This is a genomic window from Desulfoferula mesophila (assembly GCF_037076455.1).
In the GTDB taxonomy this organism is placed as follows: domain Bacteria; phylum Desulfobacterota; class Desulfarculia; order Desulfarculales; family Desulfarculaceae; genus Desulfoferula; species Desulfoferula mesophila.
Genome location: NZ_AP028679.1, coordinates 938542 through 958787, shown reverse-complemented (window position 1 = coordinate 958787; position 20246 = coordinate 938542). Strand labels below are relative to the sequence as shown.

Annotated in this window: 19 protein-coding genes; all 19 read right to left on the bottom strand. The window is 65.1% G+C overall.

Annotation, left to right across the window (positions count from 1 at the left end):
- Positions 1–9: 9 nt before the first annotated feature.
- The 19 genes from AACH32_RS04190 to AACH32_RS04100 all read right to left on the bottom strand — a co-directional run bounded on the left by AACH32_RS04190 (position 10) and on the right by AACH32_RS04100 (position 20242).
- Positions 10–1044, bottom strand: a complete 1035-nt coding sequence (locus AACH32_RS04190; RefSeq protein WP_338605525.1) for a zinc-dependent alcohol dehydrogenase — start codon at positions 1042–1044, stop codon at positions 10–12.
- Between the two features lie 30 nt (positions 1045–1074).
- Positions 1075–1803: an SDR family oxidoreductase gene (locus tag AACH32_RS04185; RefSeq protein ID WP_338605524.1), complete on the bottom strand. Its 729-nt coding sequence runs from the start codon at positions 1801–1803 to the stop codon at positions 1075–1077.
- A 3-nt stretch (positions 1804–1806) separates the two neighbouring features.
- Positions 1807–2244, bottom strand: coding sequence for a VOC family protein (locus AACH32_RS04180; protein ID WP_338605523.1), 438 nt, complete (start codon positions 2242–2244; stop codon positions 1807–1809).
- 81 nt (positions 2245–2325) lie between these two features.
- On the bottom strand, positions 2326–3489 hold the full coding sequence (locus AACH32_RS04175) for a branched-chain amino acid ABC transporter substrate-binding protein (protein ID WP_338605522.1): 1164 nt from the start codon (positions 3487–3489) through the stop codon (positions 2326–2328).
- Between the two features lie 112 nt (positions 3490–3601).
- Positions 3602–4312, bottom strand: a complete 711-nt coding sequence (locus tag AACH32_RS04170) for an ABC transporter ATP-binding protein (RefSeq protein ID WP_338605521.1) — start codon at positions 4310–4312, stop codon at positions 3602–3604.
- Positions 4306–5055, bottom strand: a complete 750-nt coding sequence (locus AACH32_RS04165; protein WP_338605520.1) for an ABC transporter ATP-binding protein — start codon at positions 5053–5055, stop codon at positions 4306–4308. Before AACH32_RS04165 ends, AACH32_RS04170 begins: the two co-directional genes overlap by 7 nt.
- 4 nt (positions 5056–5059) lie before the next feature.
- On the bottom strand, positions 5060–6058 hold the full coding sequence (locus tag AACH32_RS04160) for a branched-chain amino acid ABC transporter permease (protein WP_338605519.1): 999 nt from the start codon (positions 6056–6058) through the stop codon (positions 5060–5062).
- Positions 6055–6924 carry a branched-chain amino acid ABC transporter permease gene (locus tag AACH32_RS04155; protein WP_338605518.1) on the bottom strand — a complete coding sequence of 290 codons (870 nt, stop codon included), beginning with the start codon at positions 6922–6924 and terminating at the stop codon, positions 6055–6057. The genes AACH32_RS04160 and AACH32_RS04155 overlap by 4 nt, the downstream gene beginning before the upstream one ends.
- 125 nt (positions 6925–7049) lie before the next feature.
- Positions 7050–8798, bottom strand: coding sequence for a dihydrolipoyl dehydrogenase (gene lpdA, locus AACH32_RS04150; protein WP_338605517.1), 1749 nt, complete (start codon positions 8796–8798; stop codon positions 7050–7052).
- A 22-nt stretch (positions 8799–8820) separates the two neighbouring features.
- A complete protein-coding gene (locus AACH32_RS04145; protein ID WP_338605516.1) occupies positions 8821–9849 on the bottom strand; it encodes a 2-oxo acid dehydrogenase subunit E2 in 1029 nt (342 codons plus the stop codon).
- 12 nt (positions 9850–9861) lie between these two features.
- Positions 9862–10845 (bottom strand): alpha-ketoacid dehydrogenase subunit beta, encoded by a 984-nt coding sequence (locus tag AACH32_RS04140; RefSeq protein ID WP_338605515.1) that lies wholly within the window; start codon positions 10843–10845, stop codon positions 9862–9864.
- Positions 10846–10860: 15 nt separating this feature from the next.
- Positions 10861–11829 carry a thiamine pyrophosphate-dependent dehydrogenase E1 component subunit alpha gene (locus AACH32_RS04135; protein WP_338605514.1) on the bottom strand — a complete coding sequence of 323 codons (969 nt, stop codon included), beginning with the start codon at positions 11827–11829 and terminating at the stop codon, positions 10861–10863.
- A gap of 828 nt (positions 11830–12657) precedes the next feature.
- On the bottom strand, positions 12658–14631 hold the full coding sequence (locus AACH32_RS04130; protein ID WP_338605513.1) for a sigma-54-dependent Fis family transcriptional regulator: 1974 nt from the start codon (positions 14629–14631) through the stop codon (positions 12658–12660).
- A 61-nt stretch (positions 14632–14692) separates the two neighbouring features.
- The gene (gene lipB, locus AACH32_RS04125) at positions 14693–15388 is read right to left on the bottom strand and encodes a lipoyl(octanoyl) transferase LipB (RefSeq protein ID WP_338605512.1); all 696 of its coding nucleotides are present in this window, start codon (positions 15386–15388) and stop codon (positions 14693–14695) included.
- Positions 15389–15519: 131 nt separating this feature from the next.
- Positions 15520–15825: a putative quinol monooxygenase gene (locus AACH32_RS04120; protein ID WP_338605511.1), complete on the bottom strand. Its 306-nt coding sequence runs from the start codon at positions 15823–15825 to the stop codon at positions 15520–15522.
- A 33-nt stretch (positions 15826–15858) separates the two neighbouring features.
- The gene (locus tag AACH32_RS04115) at positions 15859–17595 is read right to left on the bottom strand and encodes an acetolactate synthase catalytic subunit (RefSeq protein ID WP_338605510.1); all 1737 of its coding nucleotides are present in this window, start codon (positions 17593–17595) and stop codon (positions 15859–15861) included.
- Positions 17596–17633: 38 nt separating this feature from the next.
- Positions 17634–18074, bottom strand: a complete 441-nt coding sequence (locus AACH32_RS04110; protein WP_338605509.1) for a Zn-ribbon domain-containing OB-fold protein — start codon at positions 18072–18074, stop codon at positions 17634–17636.
- Between the two features lie 3 nt (positions 18075–18077).
- The gene (locus tag AACH32_RS04105; protein ID WP_338605508.1) at positions 18078–19232 is read right to left on the bottom strand and encodes a thiolase C-terminal domain-containing protein; all 1155 of its coding nucleotides are present in this window, start codon (positions 19230–19232) and stop codon (positions 18078–18080) included.
- Positions 19233–19297: 65 nt separating this feature from the next.
- Positions 19298–20242: an amidohydrolase family protein gene (locus AACH32_RS04100; RefSeq protein ID WP_338605507.1), complete on the bottom strand. Its 945-nt coding sequence runs from the start codon at positions 20240–20242 to the stop codon at positions 19298–19300.
- Positions 20243–20246 lie beyond the last annotated feature (4 nt).

The following is a 20246-nucleotide window of genomic DNA, read 5'->3' as shown; positions in this document are numbered from 1 at the left end:
GGCGCTCCCCTATTCTCCGGGGCTCAGCAGGTACTTGATGCCCACCTGGTCCCGCGACAGCTCAAAGGCGTCTAGCCACACGCTCAGCGGCATCTCCGCGGTGATCAGGGGAGTCAGGTCCAGGGCCCCCTGGCCCAATAGCTCCAAAGAGCGCTCCCAGGTGCCCCGGTTGTGCACAAAGGCCCCGCGCAGGGTCAGCTCCTTCAGGGTGAGCTGGTCCAGGTCCAGGCTGGGCACGCCCCCGTTGAGGCCCACCTGCACCAGCGATCCCTGGCGGCGCACCAGCCTTAGAGCCGCGCTCAGGGCCGGACCCGCGCCGGAGCACTCCCAGGCTGCGGCGAAGCCCTTGCCCTGGGTGAACTCCTCGGCCGCCTGGCCCAGGTCCTCGCGGTCCACCATGACCGTGGCCTTGGCTCCCAGGCGCTCGGCCAACTCCAGGCGGACCCGGTCCTTGCTGGTGCCGCACACCAGGACCGGGGTCCGGCTCAGGCCCAGCACCAGTAGCACCAACAGCCCGATGGGGCCGGGCCCGCTGACCAAGACGGGCCCCTGGTCCGGGGTCACGCCCCGCTCCAGCACCGCGTGCACCGCCACGGCCAGGGGCTCCACCATGGCCCCCTGCTTGAAGCCCACCCCGTGGGGCAGGGCGTGCAGGCCCGAAGCCCGCACCAGGGCGTACTCGGCCATGCCCCCGTCCACCCCGTAGCCGTAGGCCAGGCGCTCCGGGCAGACGTTGCTCTGGCCGGCCAGGCAGTATTCGCAGGCGCCGCAGGAAGAGGACTGGCTCTCGCTGACCACGGCCTGGCCCCGGGACCATCCCGTGACCTCCGGGCCCAGCTCGGCCACCTCGCCCACGAACTCGTGGCCCAGGGTCACCGGGGGGCGCACCTTGTCGAAACGGCCCTCCCAGACGTGCAGATCCGTGCCGCAGATGCCCACGCTCTTTACCTTGACAAGCACCTGTCCGGGGCCGGGCTGGGGGGTGGGGATATCCACCAGTTCCACGTGGCCTTCGCCGCCGGCCAGTTTGCGCAGTGCTTTCATCGTTCATCTTCCCCGGGCAGGCGCACGGACCTAGTCCATAAACTGGCCACCGTTGATGTCGATAATCTCGCCGGTGAGGTAGTCGCTGTCCGGCCCGGCCAAAAAACGGGCCAGGGCGGCCACTTCCTTGGCCTCGCCCACCCGGCCCAAGGGGATGGTCTGCTTGTAGGAGGTGTAGTCGCCCTGGGACAGGCCCTTGCTCATGTCCGTGGCGATCACCCCCGGAGCCATGGCGTTGACGTTGATCCCAAAGGGGGACAGCTCCCGGGCCAGGGACATGGTCAGGCACATGATGCCCGCCTTGGAGGCGCTGTAGGCGCTGCCCGCCACGATGCCGCCCATCTTGCCTGAAATGGAGCCCAGGTTGATGATCTTGCCCGCGCCCTGTTTCTTCATGGCCGGGGCAAAGGCCTTGGAGCACAAGAAGGTGCCCTTGAGGTTCACGGCCATCACCCGGTCCCAGTCGCTCTCGCTGAGTTCCTCCACCGTGCCGGGAATGCAGATGCCCGCGTTGTTGACCAGAATATCCAGGCCGCCCCAGGTCGCCAGCACCTCGGCCGCCGCGGCGGCCACCATCTCGCCGGAGGACACGTCCACCTTGGCGGTGATGGGAAATTTATCAGGCGGCAGCGAGGCCACCTCCAGTTGCCAGTCCCAGATGGCCACCTTGGCCCCCGCCTCGGCAAAGGCGGTGGCGATGGCCAGCCCCAGGCCGGCGGCTCCGCCGGTCACCACGGCCCTCTTGCCCTGCAAGATCATGGCTCAAGCCCCCTCGCTGTATTCGACCAGTTCTATGGTCACCCCTTCGGGGTCCTTCATGTAGGTGGCCAAGACCCCGGGACGCAGCACCTGGGGCGGGCAGTTGAACTCCACCCCCTCGGCCACCAGGCGGTCGTAGAGCTCTTGCAGCCCGGTCACGGTTAGGGCGAAATGAATGAGGCCGTAGTCGCACTGGCGGCCCGAGCCCACCGCCTTGCCCTTGGGGCTGAGGTAATCGAAAAGCTCTATGTGGGTGCCGTAGCCCTTGAGCATGACCATGTGGGCCTTGACGTCTTCAAGCCCCACCACCTTGGCCATCTCCGGCCCGCCCCTTTGAGGATGATCCCATACCACCTCGAAGCCCAGCAAGTCCCGGTAGAAGTGCAGCGCCCGCTCCAGATCGGCCACCGAGATGCCCACGTGATGCCATTGTGCCTGCATTGTCGCTATCGCCTCTTATTAAGGTGTCGGGAGGGACCGGGCGGGCCGCGCCATGGCGGCCCACCCGGCACAGGGGTCGTTTTACTTGCCCTTGTAGGGCTTCCAGCCGCTCTCTTCCAGAGTCAGGCTGACGTCCTTGGCGGGGAGCACCATCTCGGGGGTGGGATAGGCGAAGGGGTAGTACTTGGTCTTGCCCTTCACCACGCCGACCACCGCCGGAGTCTGGTTCTGGTGGTCCTCTTTGCGCATGGTCATGTTGCCCACGGGGCCGGTGTAGCTCAGGCCCTCAAAGGCCTTGATGACCTTGTCGGTGTCAAAGCTGCCGGCCTTCTTCACCGCCTCGATGTACATCTTGGTGCCCAGGTAGGCCTCCATGATCACGAAGCTGGGCCACTTGCCGCCGCTGTTCTTGTGGAAGGTGTCCTCGAACTCCTTGGCCCGGGGGTTGTTCACGCCTAGCAGGTACATGTTGGCCTGCACGCAGCCGATGGCGGCGTCGCCGGCCACCGCGCCCACGCCGTCGTCATCCAAGAAGGTGCAGCCGATGGGCAGGTTCATGCCCAGGCTGCGGGACTGCACGATGAGCTGGGTCAGGTCGGTGCCCCAGTTGCCGCTGATCACGTAGTCGGCGCCGGAGGCCTGGATCTTGCTGATGTAGGGACCGAAGTCCTTGTTGAACACCTTGTGGAACTCGCTGCCCACCACCTTGGTGCCCGGAGCCAGCTTCTCGATGAACATCTTGTAGTACTTGGCCACGTCATGACCCCAGGAGTAGTCCTGGTTGATCAAGAAGACCTTCTTGTAGCCCTTCTTGGCGAAGTAGTGGGCCAGGGCCTTGACGTGCATGCCCGCGTTCATGCAGGTGCGGAAGGTGTAGGGGGTGAAGTTCTCGCCGGTGATGCCCATGGCCTCGGCGTTGGTGTCCAGGTAGATCTTCTTGTAGCGGGGCATGGTCTGGGCGATGGCGCCGCCCACGCCGGAGGAGGAGCCCTGGATGATGACCTCGCACTTGTCCTCCAGGACCATGCGCTTTACGTTGCGCACCGCGATCTCGCCCTTCATCTGGTTGTCCATGACCACCAGCTCGATCTTCTTGCCCAACAGGCCGCCGGCGTCGTTGGCTTCCTTCACCGCCGCCTCGATGCCCCAAATGGTGCGGTCGCCGTTGCTCTTGAAGGCGCCGGAGCGAATCTCGTTAACCCCGAATTTCACCACGCCTCCGGCCATGGCCGCGGTGGCCACCATGGCCAAGGCACCAGCGATAGCCAGTACTAATCCGATTTTCCTCATAATCCTACCTCTCTCCCTGGTAAGGTTGCGGGCCGCCGGGGCGGCCGTGTACAAGAACCTTGTGCCGTCAAACCTCCAGGAACTCCTTGCGGATGTCCTGGCGTGATTCCAATTCGCCGGGGGTGCCGGTCCACTTGATGTCGCCCTTGCTGAGCACGTAAAGCCGCTGGGCCAGATCCAGGCAGACGTTGAGCTTCTGCTCCACCAAGAGCACCGTGGTCCCGGCCCGGTTTATCTGGTGGATCACCTCGTTGACCCGTTCCACGATGATGGGGGCCAGGCCCTCGGTGGGCTCGTCGATGAGGATCAGGTCCGGGTTGCCCATGAGGCTGCGCACGATGGTGAGCATCTGCATTTCGCCGCCGGAGAGCACCCCACCCTTTTGATTGCGCCTTTCGGCCAGGCGCGGGAAGCTGTCGTAGGCCCGCTCGATGCTCCAGCCGTCATCCACCGGCTTGTTCATGTGGCCGGGCTTGATGCCCATGAGCAGGTTCTGATGCACCGTAAGGTTGGGGAATATCCAGCGCTCCTCGGGCACGAAACCCAGCCCGGCCATGGCGATCTGGTGGGGAGCCTTGCCCGCGATCTGTTTGCCCTTGAAGGTAATGGAGCCCGACTTGGGTTGCACCAGACCCATGATGGTCATCATGGTGGTGGTCTTGCCCACCCCGTTGCGCCCCACCAAGGCCACGATCTCGCCCGGGTTCACTTCCAGGCTGATGTCGAAGAGCACGTGGCTTTCGCCGTAATAGGTATTGACCTTGTCCAGTTTCAGCATACCGTACCCGTCCCCAGATAAGCTTCACGGACCCTGGGATGATTGCGTATCTCCTCCGGAGTGCCGCTGGCGAGCACCTCGCCGTAGCTGATCACGGTTATCACGTCGGCCAGGGAAAACACCACCTCCATGTCATGCTCGATGATCATCAGCGTCTTGCCCTTGGTCACCCGGTCCACCAGTTTCACCGCCTCGCGGGTCTCGTCGATGCTCATGCCCGCGGTGGGCTCGTCCAGGAGAATCATCTCCGGCTGGGAGGCCAAGACCAGGCCGATCTCCAGGGCCCGCTGCTCGCCGTAGGCCATTTCTCCGGCCAGGTGGTCGGCCCGCCCGGCCAGGCCGATCTGCTCCAGGATGTCCATGCACTCCCGGTTGATCTCCTCCATGCCCGCCACGGTGCTCCAGAAGTTGAAGCGCACCCCGTGGCGCGAGAGCACCACCGAGCGCACGTTCTCCAAGACGGTGAGCCCGGGGAAAACGTTGGTGATCTGGAAGGAGCGGCCCAGGCCTAGGCGGTTGATCCGATAAGGCTGCAGCCCGCTTATCTTGTGACCCTTGAAATATATATCCCCGGCGGTGGGCTTGTAGTGGCCGCTGAGCAGGTTGAAAAAGGTGGTCTTGCCCGCGCCGTTGGGCCCGATGATGGCGTGACGCTGTCCCTTCTCCACGGCCAAGTCGATGCCGCAGATGATCTTGATATCGCCGAAAGATTTACACAGGCCCTTGACCTCCAACATATTCATGGGCTTAACCCTCCCCCTTGGCGGCCGGGTTCAGTGCGGCGCTCCGAGCAGGGAACAAGCGGGCTTTGAGAGAAATCAAAATCCCGCTGAGCCCCTGGGGCGCGTACATGACCAGCAGTACGAAAATGATCCCTTGGATCAGAGTCCAGTGTTCGGTCAGGTCGCTAAGGATCTGGTTGAGGTAGGTAAGGAAGCAGGCTCCCAGTATGGGCCCCCAGAAGGTTCCCGAGCCGCCCACAAAGGTCATGATCAGTACGTCGGTGGCCTTGTCCAGGTTGATGAAGGTGACGGTGACGAACTCTTGGAAGGCCCCGGCCATGCCTCCGGCCAGGCCCGCGAAAAAGGCGCTGATGACGTTCACCGCGACCTTGGACAGATACACGTTGTAGCCGATGAAGCGGGCCCGGTCTTCGTTTTCCCTGAGGCATTCGTTGAGCCGTCCCAGGGGGGTGCGGGTGAAGTGCCAGCAGAACCAGGTGGACAAGAGCACCACGATAAGCACGAAGTAGTACCAATGCACCGTGGTGAACATCCCAATGTCGCCCACAAAGGGGATGTGCAGATCCGGCCGCATGGCCGCCACCCCGTCCTCGCCGCCGGTCAGGCCCCGCCATTTTTCGGCCCCGGCATAGATCAGGGCGTTGAAGGCCAGGGTAAGCAGGGCGAAATAGGTGCCGCCCAGGCGCACCACGAAAAGGCCCAGGATTATGCCCAGGATGCCTCCGGCCAGGCCCGCGCCCAGGATGCCCGGCAACAGGCTATAGCCCAGATCCTTGAACAGCAGCACCGAGGTATAGGCGCCCACCCCGAAGTAGGCGGCGTGGCCGAAGGAAAGCAGCCCGGCCTGTCCGAACAGAACGTTGTAGCTCAGCGCGAACAACGAATAGATGATCATGGTGATGATCAGGTTCAGGGGATACTCGCCCACCAGCCAGGGCATGAAAGCCAGGACCGCCAGGCCGGCCAACAACAACACCCGCTTTAGCCATGCGCTGGAGGTCATTTGCTCTCTCCCATCAGGCCGTGAGGCCGGAAGATCAACACCAGGGCCATCAGCAGGAACTCAAAGAAGATGGCGAACTGGGGCAGGATCAGGATGCCGATGGATTGCAGTTGGCCGATGAGCAGGCTGGCGATGAGCGCCCCCTGGATGGAACCCAGACCGCCCACCACCACCACCACGAACAGGTCGATGATGATGGTGGATGCCATGGCCGGGTTGGTGATGAGGTAGGGCCCGCCGATCACCCCGGCCAGGCCGGCCAGCCAGGCGCCCATGCCAAAAAGGAGCAAGAACACCAGGGGCACGTTGAAGCCCAGGGCGCCTACCATGCGCTTGTTGGCCACCGCCGCCCGCACGATGATGCCCGCCCTGGTCTTGTACAAAACGAAAAACATGATGATGAACACGATGGTGGACACGGCCAGGATGAACAGGCGGTACACCGGATATTCGGTGCCCAGCAGGTGGACCGAGCCGTCCAGCCACTGCGGCAGCACCACCCTGAGCGGCTCGTTGCCCCAGAAGATTTTCACCAACTCTTCGATGATGTAGGCCACGCCGAAGGTGAGCAACAACTCGTGGGCGTGCCCGTAGGAATGGACCTTGCGCAGGAAAAAGCGCTCGATGGCGACTCCGGCCAAGGCCACCAGCAGCGGGGCCACCAACAGGCTCAACCAGAACTGTCCGGTCCATTGCAGGACGGAGAAGGAGAAATAGGCCCCGAGCATATACAGGGCGCCGTGGGCGAAGTTGAGCACCCCCATCATGCCGAAGATCAGGGTGAGACCAGATGCCACCAAAAACAGCAGCATCCCGTAAACCAATCCGTGCAGCGCTTGCACAGGCAACGCGGCCAAAGTATCCATTGGTCTCCTTAGGATTTCACTTTGTTCGTAACACCTGCCACGCGGCCCTCCTCACAAGCGCTTTAGGCAAACATCAGGAGTTCGGACGGCCGAGGCGGGCGCCCCGGCCGTCCGGTCTATGCTGATCAGGGCTTGTGGATAGCTCGCCCGAGGCAATCCAGGGCCGCCTCCTTCACCGTCTCGGCCAGGGTGGGGTGGCCCATGACCACCTCGCCCAGGTCGTCCACGGTGGCCTCCAGGTCCATGGCCAGGGCCACGGCGCCGATCAGGTCGGTGGCGTGCTGGCCCACGATGCAGGCGCCCAGGATCTCGCCCAGCTCGGGATCGCTGACGATCTTGACCAGGCCCTGTTCCTCGCCCATGGCCGCCGCCTTGCCGCTGAACCGGTAGGGGAACTTGCCCACCTTGACCTTCAGCCCCCGGCTGGCGGCCTGGGCCTCTCTCAGGCCCACCGAAGCCACCTCGGGGAAGGTGTAGACGCAGTTGGGGATGCGGTCGTAGTCCATCTGGCGGCTGGCCCCCATGAGGTTTTCCACCGCCACCACGCCTTCCTCGGAGGCGGTGTGGGCCAGCATGGACTTGCCCACCACGTCGCCGATGGCGTAGACGCCGGGGACCGAGGTCTCCATGCGGGCGTTGACCTTGACGAAGGGACCGTCCATCTCCAGGCCCAGGGCGTCGCGGCCCCAGCCCTCGGTGTTGGGGGCGCGGCCCACGGCCACCAGGACCAGCGAGGCCTTGAGGGTGCGCTCGCGGTCGTCGCCGTTGGTGATGACCAGCGAGGGACCGTTCTTGCCCTTTTTCACCTTTTGGGCCCGGGCCTCGGTGATGATCTCGATGCCCAGCTCCTCCAGGGCGCTCTTGAGCGCGGCCACCGCCTCGGGGTCTTCCATGGCGACGATGGAGGGCAGCAGCTCCACGATGGTCACCTTGGAGCCCAACAGGCTGAAGATGGTGGCCAACTCCACCCCGATGACCCCGCCGCCCACGATGACCATGGACTTGGGGGCCTCCTTGAGGCTCAAGGCGTGATCGCTGTTGATCACCGCCTTGCCGTCCACCGGCAACGGCGGCACCTCGGAGGGGCGCGAGCCGGTGGCGATGATCACCTTGGCCGCGCTTACCTTCTTGGCGCCCTCGGGCCCGGTGAGCTCCAGGGTGTGGGCGTCCACGAACTTGGCCTCGGTCTTGGACAAGGTGACCTTGTTGGCCTTGAGTAGGCCCTCCACCCCGGCGGACATGCGGCCCACCACCTCGTCCTTGCGCTGCATCATCTTGGAAAGGCTGGCGGCCAGCTTGCCGGCGCCGGTGTACACCGCCGACTTGCGGATCTGGTGCAGCGGGTGCACGTCGGAGAGCAGGGACTTGGTGGGGATGCAGCCCCGGTTCAGGCAGGTGCCCCCCAGGGCGTCCTTTTCGGCCAGGAGCACCCTGGCCCCCATCTGACCGGCCCGGATGGCGGCCACGTAGCCGCCGGGGCCGCCGCCGATCACCGCCACGTCGTAGTCGTAGTTTTGCGCCTCGGCCTGGGGCGTGGCCGCGCTGTAGGCGTCGGCCGCCGGTTCCGGGGCGGGCGCCGGCGCGGGAGCCTCGGCGGCGCCGCCCACGACCTGGTAGTTGTCGGGCACCGCCTCGCCCTGGGCCACGATGACGCCCACCACGGTGAGCACGGGAACCTCCACCCCGGCGGGCACCAGGATGCGCCCCAGGATGCCGTCGGAAGGCGACTCCACCTCGGTGGTCACCTTGTCCGCCTCTACTATATAAAGGGACTCGCCCTTGGCCACCGCATCACCTTCGGTTTTCAACCACTCGATGATGGTGCCCTTTTCTACGGTCACCCCCAGCATGGGGAGAACTATTTCAACGGCCACTTTGTGCCTCCTTGCCCTGCTATCAACCCAGCTCCATGAACATGAGCGCCGGCCGTTCGAGTTTCTTTTTCAGGCTAGTCAAAAATTGCGCGGCCACCGCGCCGTCGATGATGCGGTGGTCCACCGACAGGCCCAGGGTGGCCACCTGGCGCACCACCACCTGGCCGTTTTCGGCCACCACCTTCTCCTGGGTCTTGCCCACCGAGAGAATGGCGCTTTGCGGCGGATTGATGATGGCCGTGAAGTGGGTGATCTCGTACTGGGCCAGGCTGGAGATGGTGAAGGTGCCGCGCCCGATCTCGTCGGCCTGCAGCTTGCGGTCCCGGGCCCGGTCCACCAGGTCGGCCCGCTGGGAGGCTATCTCCCATAGGCTGGCCAGGTTGGCCTCGGCGATGGCCGGCACGATGAGCCCTTCGTCCAGGGCCACGGCCAGCCCCACGTTCACGTCTTGCCACACCTCGATGTTTTCACCATCAAAGGAGGCGTTGACGTGGGGGAACTCTTCCAGGGTAAGGGCCACGGCCTTGATCAAGAGATCGTTGACCGAGATCTTCACTCCGTGGCGCTCCAGGATCTCCTGTTTGATGTCCTTGTACAGGGCCAGCAGGGAGTCCATCTTAACGTCGCTGAAGAAATAGATGTGCGGTGCGGTGAAGGCCGAGGCCGACAGGCGCCGGGCGATGGTCTTGCGCATGGAGGTGGCGGGGACCTTCTGGCCGGCGATGGCGCCGCCCGCCGCCGGGGCGGGAGCGGCGGCCGCTCTGTGCACGTCCGCCTTGGTGATGCGCCCGCGCGGGCCGGTGCCCTGCACGGCGGAAAGATCCACGCCCTTTTGCTGGGCCAGCTTGCGGGCCAGGCTGGTCACCTTGGCCGACGCGCCGGCCAAGGCCGGAGCCTGGGCCGGTGCGGCCTGGCTGGCCTGAACGTCCTTGACCAGGATGCAGCCGTCCGGGCCGCTTCCGGTTATGGCCGCCAGGTCCAGGCCCTTTTCACGCGCCAGAGCGCGCGCCGCGGGCATGGCCCTGACTTGGCTTTTGCTAAGCTCTTGCATGGCGGCCTCCCCCTAGAGATATTCCAGAACCCGGTTGACCGCGTCCTTCAGGTCTTGCTCGCTGGGGATGAAGGCCTGCTCCAGGGGAGGGCTGAAGGCCACCGGGGTGTCCGGGCCGGAAACCCGCACGATGGGGGCCTTGAGCGAATCCAGGGCCTGTTCGGCCACCGTGGCCGCCAGCTCGCCGCCCATGTTGCCGGTGTGGCAGCCCTCGTCGGCGGTGATCAGGGTGCCGGTCTTGCGCACCGAGGCCAGCACCGCTTCCCGATCCAGGGGGCACAACGAGCGCAGGTCAATGACCTCCATGTCCACGCCCTTGCCCGCCATTTCCTCGGCCACGGCCAGCGCCTTGGCCACCATGTTCAAGGTGGCCACCACGGTGATGTCCTTGCCCGGGCGCACCACCTTGGCCTTGCCCAGGGGCACGGTGTAGGCCTCCTCGGGAACCTCGCCCTTGTCGATATATATTTTCTTGTGTTCCACGAACAGCACCGGGTTGTCGTCCTGGATGGCCTCGATGAGCATGCCCTTGGCGTCGTAGGGCGTGGAGGGCATGGCGATCTTGATGCCCGGTATGTGCTGAAAAATGGCGTGGAAGCTCTGGGAGTGCTGGGCCGCGGTGCCGCGCCCGGCCCCGATGTTGACCCGGAGCACCATGGGCACCTTGGCCCGGCCGCCGAACATGAAGTGCATCTTGGCCATCTGGTTGACCACCATGTCCATGGCCACGGTGATGAAGTCGATGAACATGATCTCCACCACCGGACGCATGCCGGTCATGGCCGCGCCCACCGCGCCGCCCACGAAGGCGGCCTCGGAGATGGGGGTATCCATGATCCGGTCCACGCCGAAGCGTTCCTGCAAGCCTGCGGTCACCTGGAAGATGCCGCCGTAGCGGCCCACGTCCTCGCCCATGACGAACACGCTGTCGTCTTTTTCCATGCAATAGGCCAGGGCCTCGTTCAGCGCTTGAGCATAAGTAATTACGCGACTCATTTTTCTAACCCTCCCCTAGGCCAACACGTCTTGGAACATTTCTTCGAGGGGCGGGAACGGGCTTTGTTCCGCGAACTCGATGGAGTCGTCGATCTCCTTCTCCACCTCATCCCAAACCGCCTGCATCTGTTTCTTGGTCATGACCTTGTTCTTGGTCAGATACGCCTCCAGGCGCTTGATGGGGCAATTCTCTACCCAGGCCTGGATGTCTTCCTTGGTGCGGTAGCGGCCGCCCTGGTTGGGGTCGCCCTCGTGGTGGCCGCGCCAACGGTAGGTCTTGTACTCCAGCAGCGTGGGGCCTTCGCCTTGGCGGGCCCGCTCGATGGCCTCGGCCGAGGACAGGTACACGCTCAGCACGTCGTTGCCGTCCACGGTGATGCCGGGCATGTTGTAGCCCGCCGCCCGCACCGAGATGTCCACGATGGCCTGGTGCTGCTTCTGGGAGACCGAAATGCCGAAGCCGTTGTTTTCGCAAACGAAGATGACCGGCAGCTTGTGCACGGCGGCGAAGTTGAGCGACTCGTGGAAGGTCCCGTTGTTGGAGGAGGCGTCGCCGAAGAAGCAGACGGTTACCTGGCCGGGGTATTTCATCTTGCACGAAAGCCCAGCGCCCACCGCGATGGGCAGACCGCCACCGGCGATGCCGTTGGCCCCCAGGATGCCCAGGTTCACGTCGGCGATGTGCATGGAGCCGCCCTTGCCCTTGCAGTAGCCGGTCTCCTTGCCGTAGAGCTCGGCCATCATGGGCTTGAGCAGGGCGCCCTTGGCGATGACGTGGCCGTGGCCCCGGTGGGTGCTGGTGATGTAGTCCCGGTCACCAAGATTGGCGCACACCCCGGCCGCGATGGCCTCTTCGCCGATGTACAGGTGAGCCAGGCCGGGTATGTGTCCCCTGGCATAGAGATCTTGAACTTTTTCCTCGAATGCCCGGATAACCACCATGGTCCGGTACAACTCGCGCACGGTTTTAGAGGGAATATCCATATCAACCTCCAGAAGGCGACTAGACGTGTCACGTGGCTAATGGGTTTAAGCTGGTTGCAGGAGACGTGCCAGATGTCCGGCCAGGGGCCCGAGAGCTAACCAAAGGTAAATACGTTGATTTTTCCAGAGAGCCCACGGGCTCCTCGCCTCGTCCCCTGCGACAGGTGTCGCATGAAACAGCGCATGTCTCATAATGACACACTTTTGGGCAAGTAAACAAATCGTAGAAGGCGCGAAAGCCGACGACGCGGCGCGGAGCTTGGCGGCACGGCCGGAAACGCTGCTTGAGGCTGCTTGTGGGGTCAGGAGGTGCTAAATGGCATGGCCCCCGGTTCCAACCAGGGAGCGTCAGGCAAGGCGGCGGCAAGCGCAGACGCGTGTTACCTGAACAGTCCCGGCACAGCCAGGCGACGCCAGACAAGGCGACCGGCCGATGACGAGGGCCGCAGGCGTATTCTTCCATACGCCGAGGCCCGAGCGAGGCCGGCAACGCAGTATGGCGGTGGCTGGCCAATCACCCGGCGCAGCCATGCGGTGCTAGGCAAGGCGTCGGGCCAGCGAGACCCGCACGCGTATTCTTACAAACGCCGGCGAAGCGTTGTGACCCCGGCACAGCCAGCCGACGCCAGACAAGGCGACCGGCCGATGACGAGGGCCGCAGGCGTATTCTTCTATACGCCGAGGAGGTGCCAAATGGCCTGGCCCCAGGTCCAACCAGGAAGCGTCAGGCAAGGCGGCGGCAAGCGCAGACCGCAGACGTATTCTTATATACGTCGAGGTCTAAGCGATGCCGCCAACACAGCATGACGCTTTCTGGTTGGACCGGAGTTAGTCGAAGCTGACGGACTTGCCGATCCCCAGCTCCTTCATGCGGCGATAGATGGTGCTGCGCGACAGACCCAGCTTGCGGGCCACCTTGGCCACGTTGCCATCGCATTCGGCCAGGGCGTTTTTGAGCACCTCGGCCTCCATTTGCTTGAGGGGTTGCACCGTTTGGCTCACCGGGGCGGTGAGGCCGGCCCGGAAAAGGCGCTGGGGCAGGTGCTCCACCTGGATATCCCGGTCGTCGCAGACGATGGCGGCCATCTCCAGGATGTTGCCCAGCTCGCGCACGTTGCCCGGCCAGGGGTAGCGGCTGAGCACCTCCAGGGCCTCGGGGGAGATGCCCAGTTGGCGGGCGCCCAGCTTGTAGGAAATGCGTCCCAGAACATGCTCCACCAAAAGGGGAAGGTCGTCCAGGCGCGCCCGCAGGGGGGGGATGTTCAGCTCCACCACGCTGAGGCGGAAATAGAGGTCCTGGCGGAAGCCCTTGCTGGCCACCCGCTCCACCAGGTCCTCGTTGGTGGCGGCGATGACCCGCACGTCCACCTTGACGGGACGGTTGTCGCCCAGGCGGGTGATCATGCCGTCCTGGAGCACCCGCAGGAACTTGGTCTGGGCGTCCAGGGGCATCTCGCCCACCTCGTCCAGGAATATGGTGCCCCCGTCGGCCAGCTCCAGCTTGCCCACCTGGCCGCCCTTGCGCGCCCCGGTGAAGGCCCCGTCCTTATAGCCCAGAATCTCCGACTCGATGAGCTCGCGGGGGATGGCCGCGCAGTTGATGGCCACGAAGGGGCCCTGGGCACGCTCGGAGGCGTTGTGGATGGCCTGGGCGAAGAGCTCCTTGCCGGTGCCGGTCTCGCCCATGATGAGCACCCGGCTGTCGGCCCCGGCGGCGATATTGGCCAGCTTGATCTGGCGCAGGAACTCCGGCGAGCTGCCCTTGATGTCCTCGAAGGTGAAGCGGGCGTTGTGCCCGGAGATCTTGCGCACCTCGTTGAAAAAGCGGCTGCGCTCGTTCATGACCAAAAAGAAGCCGAAGTGCTTTTCATCCTCGCGGATCATGAAGGGGCGCAGGATGAAATAGGTGCGCCCCCGGGGGCCGTCCACCGCCACCTCCACGTTGCCGTAGTCCTTGCCGTGGCGGGCCATGTCCATGAGCAGGGGATGGCCGGGGAAGACCCGGTCGATGGTTTGGCCCAGCACCTTGGCGGCACAAAAGCCGCCCATGCGGCAGGCCGCCTGGTTGGCGTGGGTAACCACCCCTTTGTGGTTCACCGCGATCACCGCTTCGGATATGGAGCCCAGGATGGACTCCAGCATGGTCTCGTAGTTGCTCTTTTCCTTGTCCGCCTTGCGCTGCTTGAGCTTGTTCTCTATGGCCTCGGCGGCGGAGATGACCATGCCCAGGGTGTGGCGGTGGGCGCTGGAGGATTTTCCCGAGAGGGTGATGGCTCCCAACAGGTTGCCTTCGGGAGAGAACACCGGGGCCGACGAGCAGGTCCAGTCGTGGTGGCGCTGGTTGTAGTGCTCGGGGCCGGTCACCTGCACGGGTTTGCGCTCCACCAGGCACAGCCCGATGGAGTTGGTGCCCACCTCCTCCTCGGCCCGGCTGCTGCCGGCCACGTAGTTGTTGTCCTGGGCCATGCCGAGGATTTCCTCGTCCCCGAACACGTCCAGCAACACCCCGTCGGCGTTGGTGAGCACCAGGATGAAGCCAGAGCCGCGCACCGCGCTCTGCAAAAAGCGCATGAAAGGCAGGGCCGCCTCGATGAAATCGGCGTTGGCCGCCCGGATGCGGGCCATTTGGGCGGAGGATAGCTTGAGCGAGCCTTTGGGGGCGTTGGGCCTGAGCCCCTGGCGATAGCAGCGTTGCCAGGAGTCGGCCACTTCCCGGCGAACCGCCTCGCGGTCCACTTGGCCGGTCTGGGCGAAGCGTTGCCAGGCTTGATTCATTTTGTCGCGGGTAATTGTTTGCGCCACCACGCGTTTCCCTGTTGGGCCGCGACCCTTGGCCGTCTCGGCCGCAAATCCTCGATCCGCTCTAGTCCCAGCGCCCCCCATCCAGGCAGGCCGAGGCCCGCTCCAGGCTCCAAGGCGCGGGGGACAATTCCAGCCTGCGGCACAAGTGCCCGGCCAAGATGTCCTCGGCCCGGCCTGAGTCCACCGCGCGCCCGCTCACCAGGCGCACCGAGGTCATGGGCGAGCCGGTGAGGCCGCAGGGATTGATAAGCTTAAAATGCTCCAAGTTGGGGTCCAGATTCAAGGCCAAGCCGTGCATGGTGATGCCCCGCTTGACCGCCACCCCGATGGAAGCCAGCTTTTGCCGGCCATACCAGGCCCCGGGATGCCCCTCGTGCAGGTTGCCCTGCACCCCCAGGTCGGCCAGGGTGGCCAGCAGGGTTTGCTCAAGAATGCGCACCAACTCGCCGATCCCCAGGCCCAACTCATTCAGATCCAGCAGGGGGTAGGCCACCAGTTGGCCGGGGCCGTGATAGGTCACGAGGCCGCCCCGCTCCACCTGGTGCACCTGGATGCCCTCGCGCTCCAGCAGCTCGGGCGGGGCCAGGATGTCGCCGTCGGCGGCCCGGCGGCCCATGGTCAACACCGGCGGGTGCTCCAGAAGCAGCAGCACCTGGGGGCCGGGGCCCTTTTGTTTTAGGGCGACCAGGCCGCGCATCAGCTCCAGGGCCTCGGGGTAGGGGACAAGACCCAGTTTGAGAACTCTGATCTCGGACATGGGGCAATGCTACCCCCCCGGAGGCAAAGCAACAAGCGGGCCTTGCGGGCCAGGGGGCACCCGGCCCGGGTTTCCGCCCGAAGCGGCCGGAGGCGCTCCCCGCGCGGTAAAAGAGGGAAGCGGCCGCCCAATCAGCCGTCGACCCGGTCCACGGCGTTCCAAAAGGTGAGCCGGGTGGGGCCGTCCACCAGGGACTCTATGCTCGCGCGCATGGCGTTCATATGGGCCGACTGCCCATGGGCCTTCAGGGCCTCGGGGCTGGCCCATATCTCGTAAAACAAAAACTCGTTGCCCTCCCGGCTCTCCCGGTGCAGGTCGTAGCGCAGGCAACCGTCCTCCGCGCGCACCGTGGGCACCACGGCCAGCAAGGCCTTTTCCAATTGGTCCGCCGCCCCCGGCTTAGCCGTGATCTTGGCGGTGAGATGCACTTTGCTCATTGTTTTGCCGTTCCCCTCCGGGCCGCCACCGGCTCACATGGCCAGCTTGCCCTCGAAACTGGTGATGGGCGGATAGGCCTTGGGATCGGTGAGGATGTCCACCAGCACCGGTCCGGGCTCCCCCAGGGCCTCGTCCAGGGCCCGGGGCAACTCGGCCGGCTCCCGCACCCGGATGCCCCGGCATCCGGCGGCCTGGGCCACCGCCGCGTGATTCACGTCGGACATGTAAACCGCGTCCGTGTGGTCGCCGAACTTAACATTTTCGGCGTGCTTTTGATAGCCCAAGATGCGGTTGTTGAGCACCAGCACCGTCAGGTCCAGGCCCATGCGGGCCGCGGCCTCCAACTCGGCCCAGCAATGGGCGAAGCCGCCGTCGCCGGCCAGGCACACCACCGGGGACGAGGGTTGGGCCAGCTTGGCCCCCATGGCCATGGGCAGGCCCCAGCCCAGCCCGGCCAGGCCGCGCGGGGTGATGAAACGCATGCCCGGGGCCAGGCAGGTGAGGTAGTTGGCCACCCAGATGGAGGAGTAGCTGGCATCGGCCACCACCACCGTCTCCGGGGTCAGGCGTCGGTTCAGCTCGTGCATGACCCGTTCGGGCCGCACCGGCTTGCGCCGGGAGGTGAGCAGGCCCTTGGCCTCTTGGCGGTGACGGGCCTTGCCCTGGGCGATGCGCTCCTCCAGGGCGCCCCTGGCCGTCAAGCGCTTGGTCAGGTCGCGGCCTTCGATTACGGCCATCAGCTCGCTGAGGGTCAGCTTGGCGTCGCCCAACAGGGGCAGGGCCTCGTAGTTGCGCCCTATCTCCATGGGGTCCGCGTCGATTTGGATATAGCGTGCTTTGGGTGGGTAGAGCGACCAGGAGTCGGTGCCGTTTTGGTTGGTGCGGTTGCCCACCAAGAGCACCAAGTCCGCCCCCTCCACCAGCTCCCGCTGGAACTTGGTGGTCCCGCCGGTGCCCATGAAATAGCCCACCACCCCCAGGCTCAGGGGATGGTTCTCGTCCACCGCGCCCTTGCCCATCACCGTTGTGGCCACGGGCAAGGCGGCCGCCTCCTGCAGCATGGCCAGCTCCTCGCAGGCCCCGGAAAGATGCACCCCTCCCCCGGCGATGATCAGGGGGCACTCGGCCTGGGCCAACAGGTCCGCCGCCTGCTCCAGGTGCAGGTAGTCGGGCATGGTGCGCTCCAAGGGGTAGCAGCCCAGGCTCTGGCAGCGGGCGACCTCGCCGGGCCGGCAGGGAGCCAGAAGCAGGTCGGCGGGCAACAGCAGGGCCACGGGCCCCGGCCGGCCGCTCACCGCCGCCCGAAAGGCCATGTCAAGGTAATCGTCCACCCGGCCGGGCTGGTCCAGGCGGCGCACCCACTTGGTGCAGGCCCCGAACAGGGCCAGGTGGTCGAACTCCTGAAAGGCGTTCTTGTCGGTCTGGGTGAGGGCCACCTCCTGCACCAGGGCCACCACCGGCACCGAGGCCTTGAGGGCCTCGGCCAGGGGGGGCACCAGGAGCGTGGCGGCCGGACCGTTTTGGGCGGTGACCACCCCCACCCGGTGGGACAGGCGGGCAAAGGCGTCGGCCATGGCCCCCCCGGCGTTTTCGGTGCGATACCAGGCCTGGCGTATGCCGTGGCTCTTGGCCGCCAGGTGCAGGGCGCTGGGCAGGCTTTGGCCGAACACCAGCTTCACCCCGTGGCGCAAAAGGCCCCGGGCCAGGGCATCGGCTACGGTTCCGTTGAAGTTAAGGGGTCTACCGCTTTTTTGCTGAGGCGCGCTCATAACTCCACCTGCTGTTCTCCGGCCCACTCCAGGACGCGTTAGGGCCGATTGAACACGTAAATGATCTGGCCGTCCGGCAATTGGTGGGCTTGAGGCACCAGCTCCATGCCCACCCGCACCTCGTCCAGGGGCACGTAGCCTATGCGGCCGAAGAGCTTGTATTCGCCCATGTCCAGCACCGCGATGGCATAAGGCAGGTCGCCGCCAAAGCCGGTGGGGGCGTATTTGAGTTCGCTGAAAGTGGCCAGCTTGCCGCTGCCCGATACCTGGAACCACTCGATCGCCGCCTGGTCGCGGCACTTAAAGCACTGGGCCCTGGGCGGAAAGAACACCGCCCCGCAGGTGCGGCATTTGGTGCCGCAGACCTGGCCGTCTTCCAGGTAATCGATGAAGTCGTTGACCTTGCTGGTGGCGGTGAAGCTCACCGTGCCGAACCTTGCGAAGCGGCGGTCCGCCTCGGGTTTTTTGTGGCCGGACATTTTCTAACTCCCCAGGATTACCACGTTGCCGTAAATGCCCACGCCGCCCATGTTGTGCACCAGGCCGAACTCGGGGTTCTTCACCTGGATGTCGCCCGCCTTGCCCCTTAGCTGCAAGACGATGGTGCGGATCTGGCTGCCTCCGGTGGCCCCGATGGGATGTCCCTTGCTAAGTAGGCCGCCGTCCACGTTCACCGGGATGGAGCCGTCCTTGTAGGTCTGTTTGGCACGGATCAGCTCCGGCCCGCCGCCCCGGGGCGCGAAGCCCAGGTCCTCGTAGGCCAGCATCTCGGCGATGGTGAAGCAGTCGTGCACCTCGGCCACGTCGATGTCCCGCGGGCCGATGCCGGCCATGGCGTAGGCCTGGCGGCCCGCCTCGGTGGCCGCCGCGAAGCTGCTGAAGCTTTCGCGCAGGGCCAGGTTCACCGGGGCCGAGGCCGAGCCGATGCCCTTTATCCACACCGGCTGCTTGATGCCCCACTGCTTCACCTTGTCCTCTCCGGCCACGATGATGCAGGAGCTGCCGTCGGCGTTGGCGCAGCAGTCGAACACCTTGAGCGGCGAGGCCACCGGGTCGGCGCTCAGGCACTGGGCCAGCTCCACCGGTTTGCGGTACACCGCGCGCTCGTTGAGCTGGCCGTAGGTGGCCGCCTTCACCCGGATCAGGGCCAGGTCTTCTTCCGAGGCCCCATACTGGCTCAGATAGCCCTGGGCGAACATAGCGTAGTAGGCGGGCATCATGGTACCGAAGGGGCTCTCCCACTGGATGTCGGCGCCCCGGCCCATGCGCTCCTGGCTCTCGGCGCTGGTTATCTCGCTCATCTTCTGGAAGCCCAGCACCATCACGCTCTCGTGCATGCCCCCGGAGACCATGGCGTGGGCCAGGCGCAGGCCGGTGGTGGAGGAGCAGCACAAGGACTCGGTGTAAAAGGTGGGCTGGGGGTTGAGCCCGCAATACTCGGCGATGACCCCGGCCGGGGAGCGCTGCTTGTCATACTCCGGGGCCGAGCACACTATCGTGGCCCCGATCTGCTCGTTGCTCAGCTCCGCGTCGTTCATGGCCTCGGTATAGGCCTCGAAGGCCAGCTCGCGGATGGAGCCGGGATAGCCGCGCACGAACGACGACTGGCCGACTCCGATGATGGCTACTTTGCTCATGTCTCAATTCCTCGATGCTGTGATTGACTCGCCGCGAAAGGCCCCCTTGGGCCGGACGCCGTTTCCTAGCCCTCTCCCACCGGCCCCAGGATGCGCTGGGCGTTCTGATAGAGAATCAGGTCCACCTCCTCGCGGGTGAAGGTGAGGCCCGCGGGGGCCTTGTCCGGCAGGTCCCGGAACAACCCGGCCCACCACTGGTTGCGCATGTCGTAGAGGTTGAAGGCCGGTCCATCGCTGGCGAACAGGATGTTGGGCGCCCCGGCGATGGAGATCATCTCCCGCAGGTAGCGGCAGAACAGGCCGTAGTCCCGCGTGGCCAGCGGCTGCCAGCCGGAGATATCGGTAACCAGGTTGGTCTTCTTGCTGATCAAAAAGGCAAGCTGCTGCCACCAGCCAAAGGAGGCGTGGGCCGCCACCACGGTCAGCTCCGGGAAGTCCAGGGTCACGTCGTCCAGGTAGATGGGATCGGTGTACTTGTTGCGGAAGGGCGGGATGGCCACTCCGGTGTGCAACAGCACCGGCACCCCCAGCTCACAGGCCTTTTCATAGTAGGGATAGACCAGACGCTCGTTGGGATAAAAGCCCGCCGCCGGGTCCAGCTTGAGGCCCTTCATGCCCCATTGGCGCACCGCCCGGTCGAAAAGCTCCACCCCGCCCGCGCGCCGGGGATCGATCCCGAAAAAGGAGCCGATCTTGCCGGGGTGGCGGCCGGTCACCTCCACGATCAGCCGGGTCTTCTCCTCCATGCTCACCGGGCACTCTCCCAGCTCCAGGCCCAGGTCCAGGGGCATGATCAGGGTGTAGGCGATACCCGCCTCGTCCATGTCCGCGGCCAGGCGGTCGCCGTTCTGGTCTTCGAACATCTCGGACATGCCGCGGGCTATTGCGTCGGGGTCGGCCTCCTGACCGTTCAAGCGCCGCACGTTAACCGCGCGCTGCACCAGATCGCTCCAGAACTTCTGGGGCAGCCAGTCGCGGTTGAACAAATGATGGTGAAAATCTATGACCACTTCG

Coding starts and splice junctions, on each gene's coding strand:
- AACH32_RS04185 (WP_338605524.1), bottom strand. CDS start 1,803: ATGATCTTGCAGGGCAAGAGGGCCGTGGTGACCGGCGGAGCCGCCGGC.
- AACH32_RS04140 (WP_338605515.1), bottom strand. CDS start 10,845: ATGAGTCGCGTAATTACTTATGCTCAAGCGCTGAACGAGGCCCTGGCC.
- AACH32_RS04145 (WP_338605516.1), bottom strand. CDS start 9,849: ATGCAAGAGCTTAGCAAAAGCCAAGTCAGGGCCATGCCCGCGGCGCGC.
- AACH32_RS04115 (WP_338605510.1), bottom strand. CDS start 17,595: ATGAGCGCGCCTCAGCAAAAAAGCGGTAGACCCCTTAACTTCAACGGA.
- AACH32_RS04160 (WP_338605519.1), bottom strand. CDS start 6,058: ATGACCTCCAGCGCATGGCTAAAGCGGGTGTTGTTGTTGGCCGGCCTG.
- AACH32_RS04175 (WP_338605522.1), bottom strand. CDS start 3,489: ATGGTGGCCACCGCGGCCATGGCCGGAGGCGTGGTGAAATTCGGGGTT.
- AACH32_RS04110 (WP_338605509.1), bottom strand. CDS start 18,074: ATGTCCGGCCACAAAAAACCCGAGGCGGACCGCCGCTTCGCAAGGTTC.
- AACH32_RS04155 (WP_338605518.1), bottom strand. CDS start 6,924: ATGGATACTTTGGCCGCGTTGCCTGTGCAAGCGCTGCACGGATTGGTT.
- AACH32_RS04120 (WP_338605511.1), bottom strand. CDS start 15,825: ATGAGCAAAGTGCATCTCACCGCCAAGATCACGGCTAAGCCGGGGGCG.
- AACH32_RS04190 (WP_338605525.1), bottom strand. CDS start 1,044: ATGAAAGCACTGCGCAAACTGGCCGGCGGCGAAGGCCACGTGGAACTG.
- lipB (WP_338605512.1), bottom strand. CDS start 15,388: ATGTCCGAGATCAGAGTTCTCAAACTGGGTCTTGTCCCCTACCCCGAG.
- AACH32_RS04170 (WP_338605521.1), bottom strand. CDS start 4,312: ATGCTGAAACTGGACAAGGTCAATACCTATTACGGCGAAAGCCACGTG.
- AACH32_RS04105 (WP_338605508.1), bottom strand. CDS start 19,232: ATGAGCAAAGTAGCCATCATCGGAGTCGGCCAGTCGTCGTTCGTGCGC.
- AACH32_RS04135 (WP_338605514.1), bottom strand. CDS start 11,829: ATGGATATTCCCTCTAAAACCGTGCGCGAGTTGTACCGGACCATGGTG.
- AACH32_RS04180 (WP_338605523.1), bottom strand. CDS start 2,244: ATGCAGGCACAATGGCATCACGTGGGCATCTCGGTGGCCGATCTGGAG.
- AACH32_RS04165 (WP_338605520.1), bottom strand. CDS start 5,055: ATGAATATGTTGGAGGTCAAGGGCCTGTGTAAATCTTTCGGCGATATC.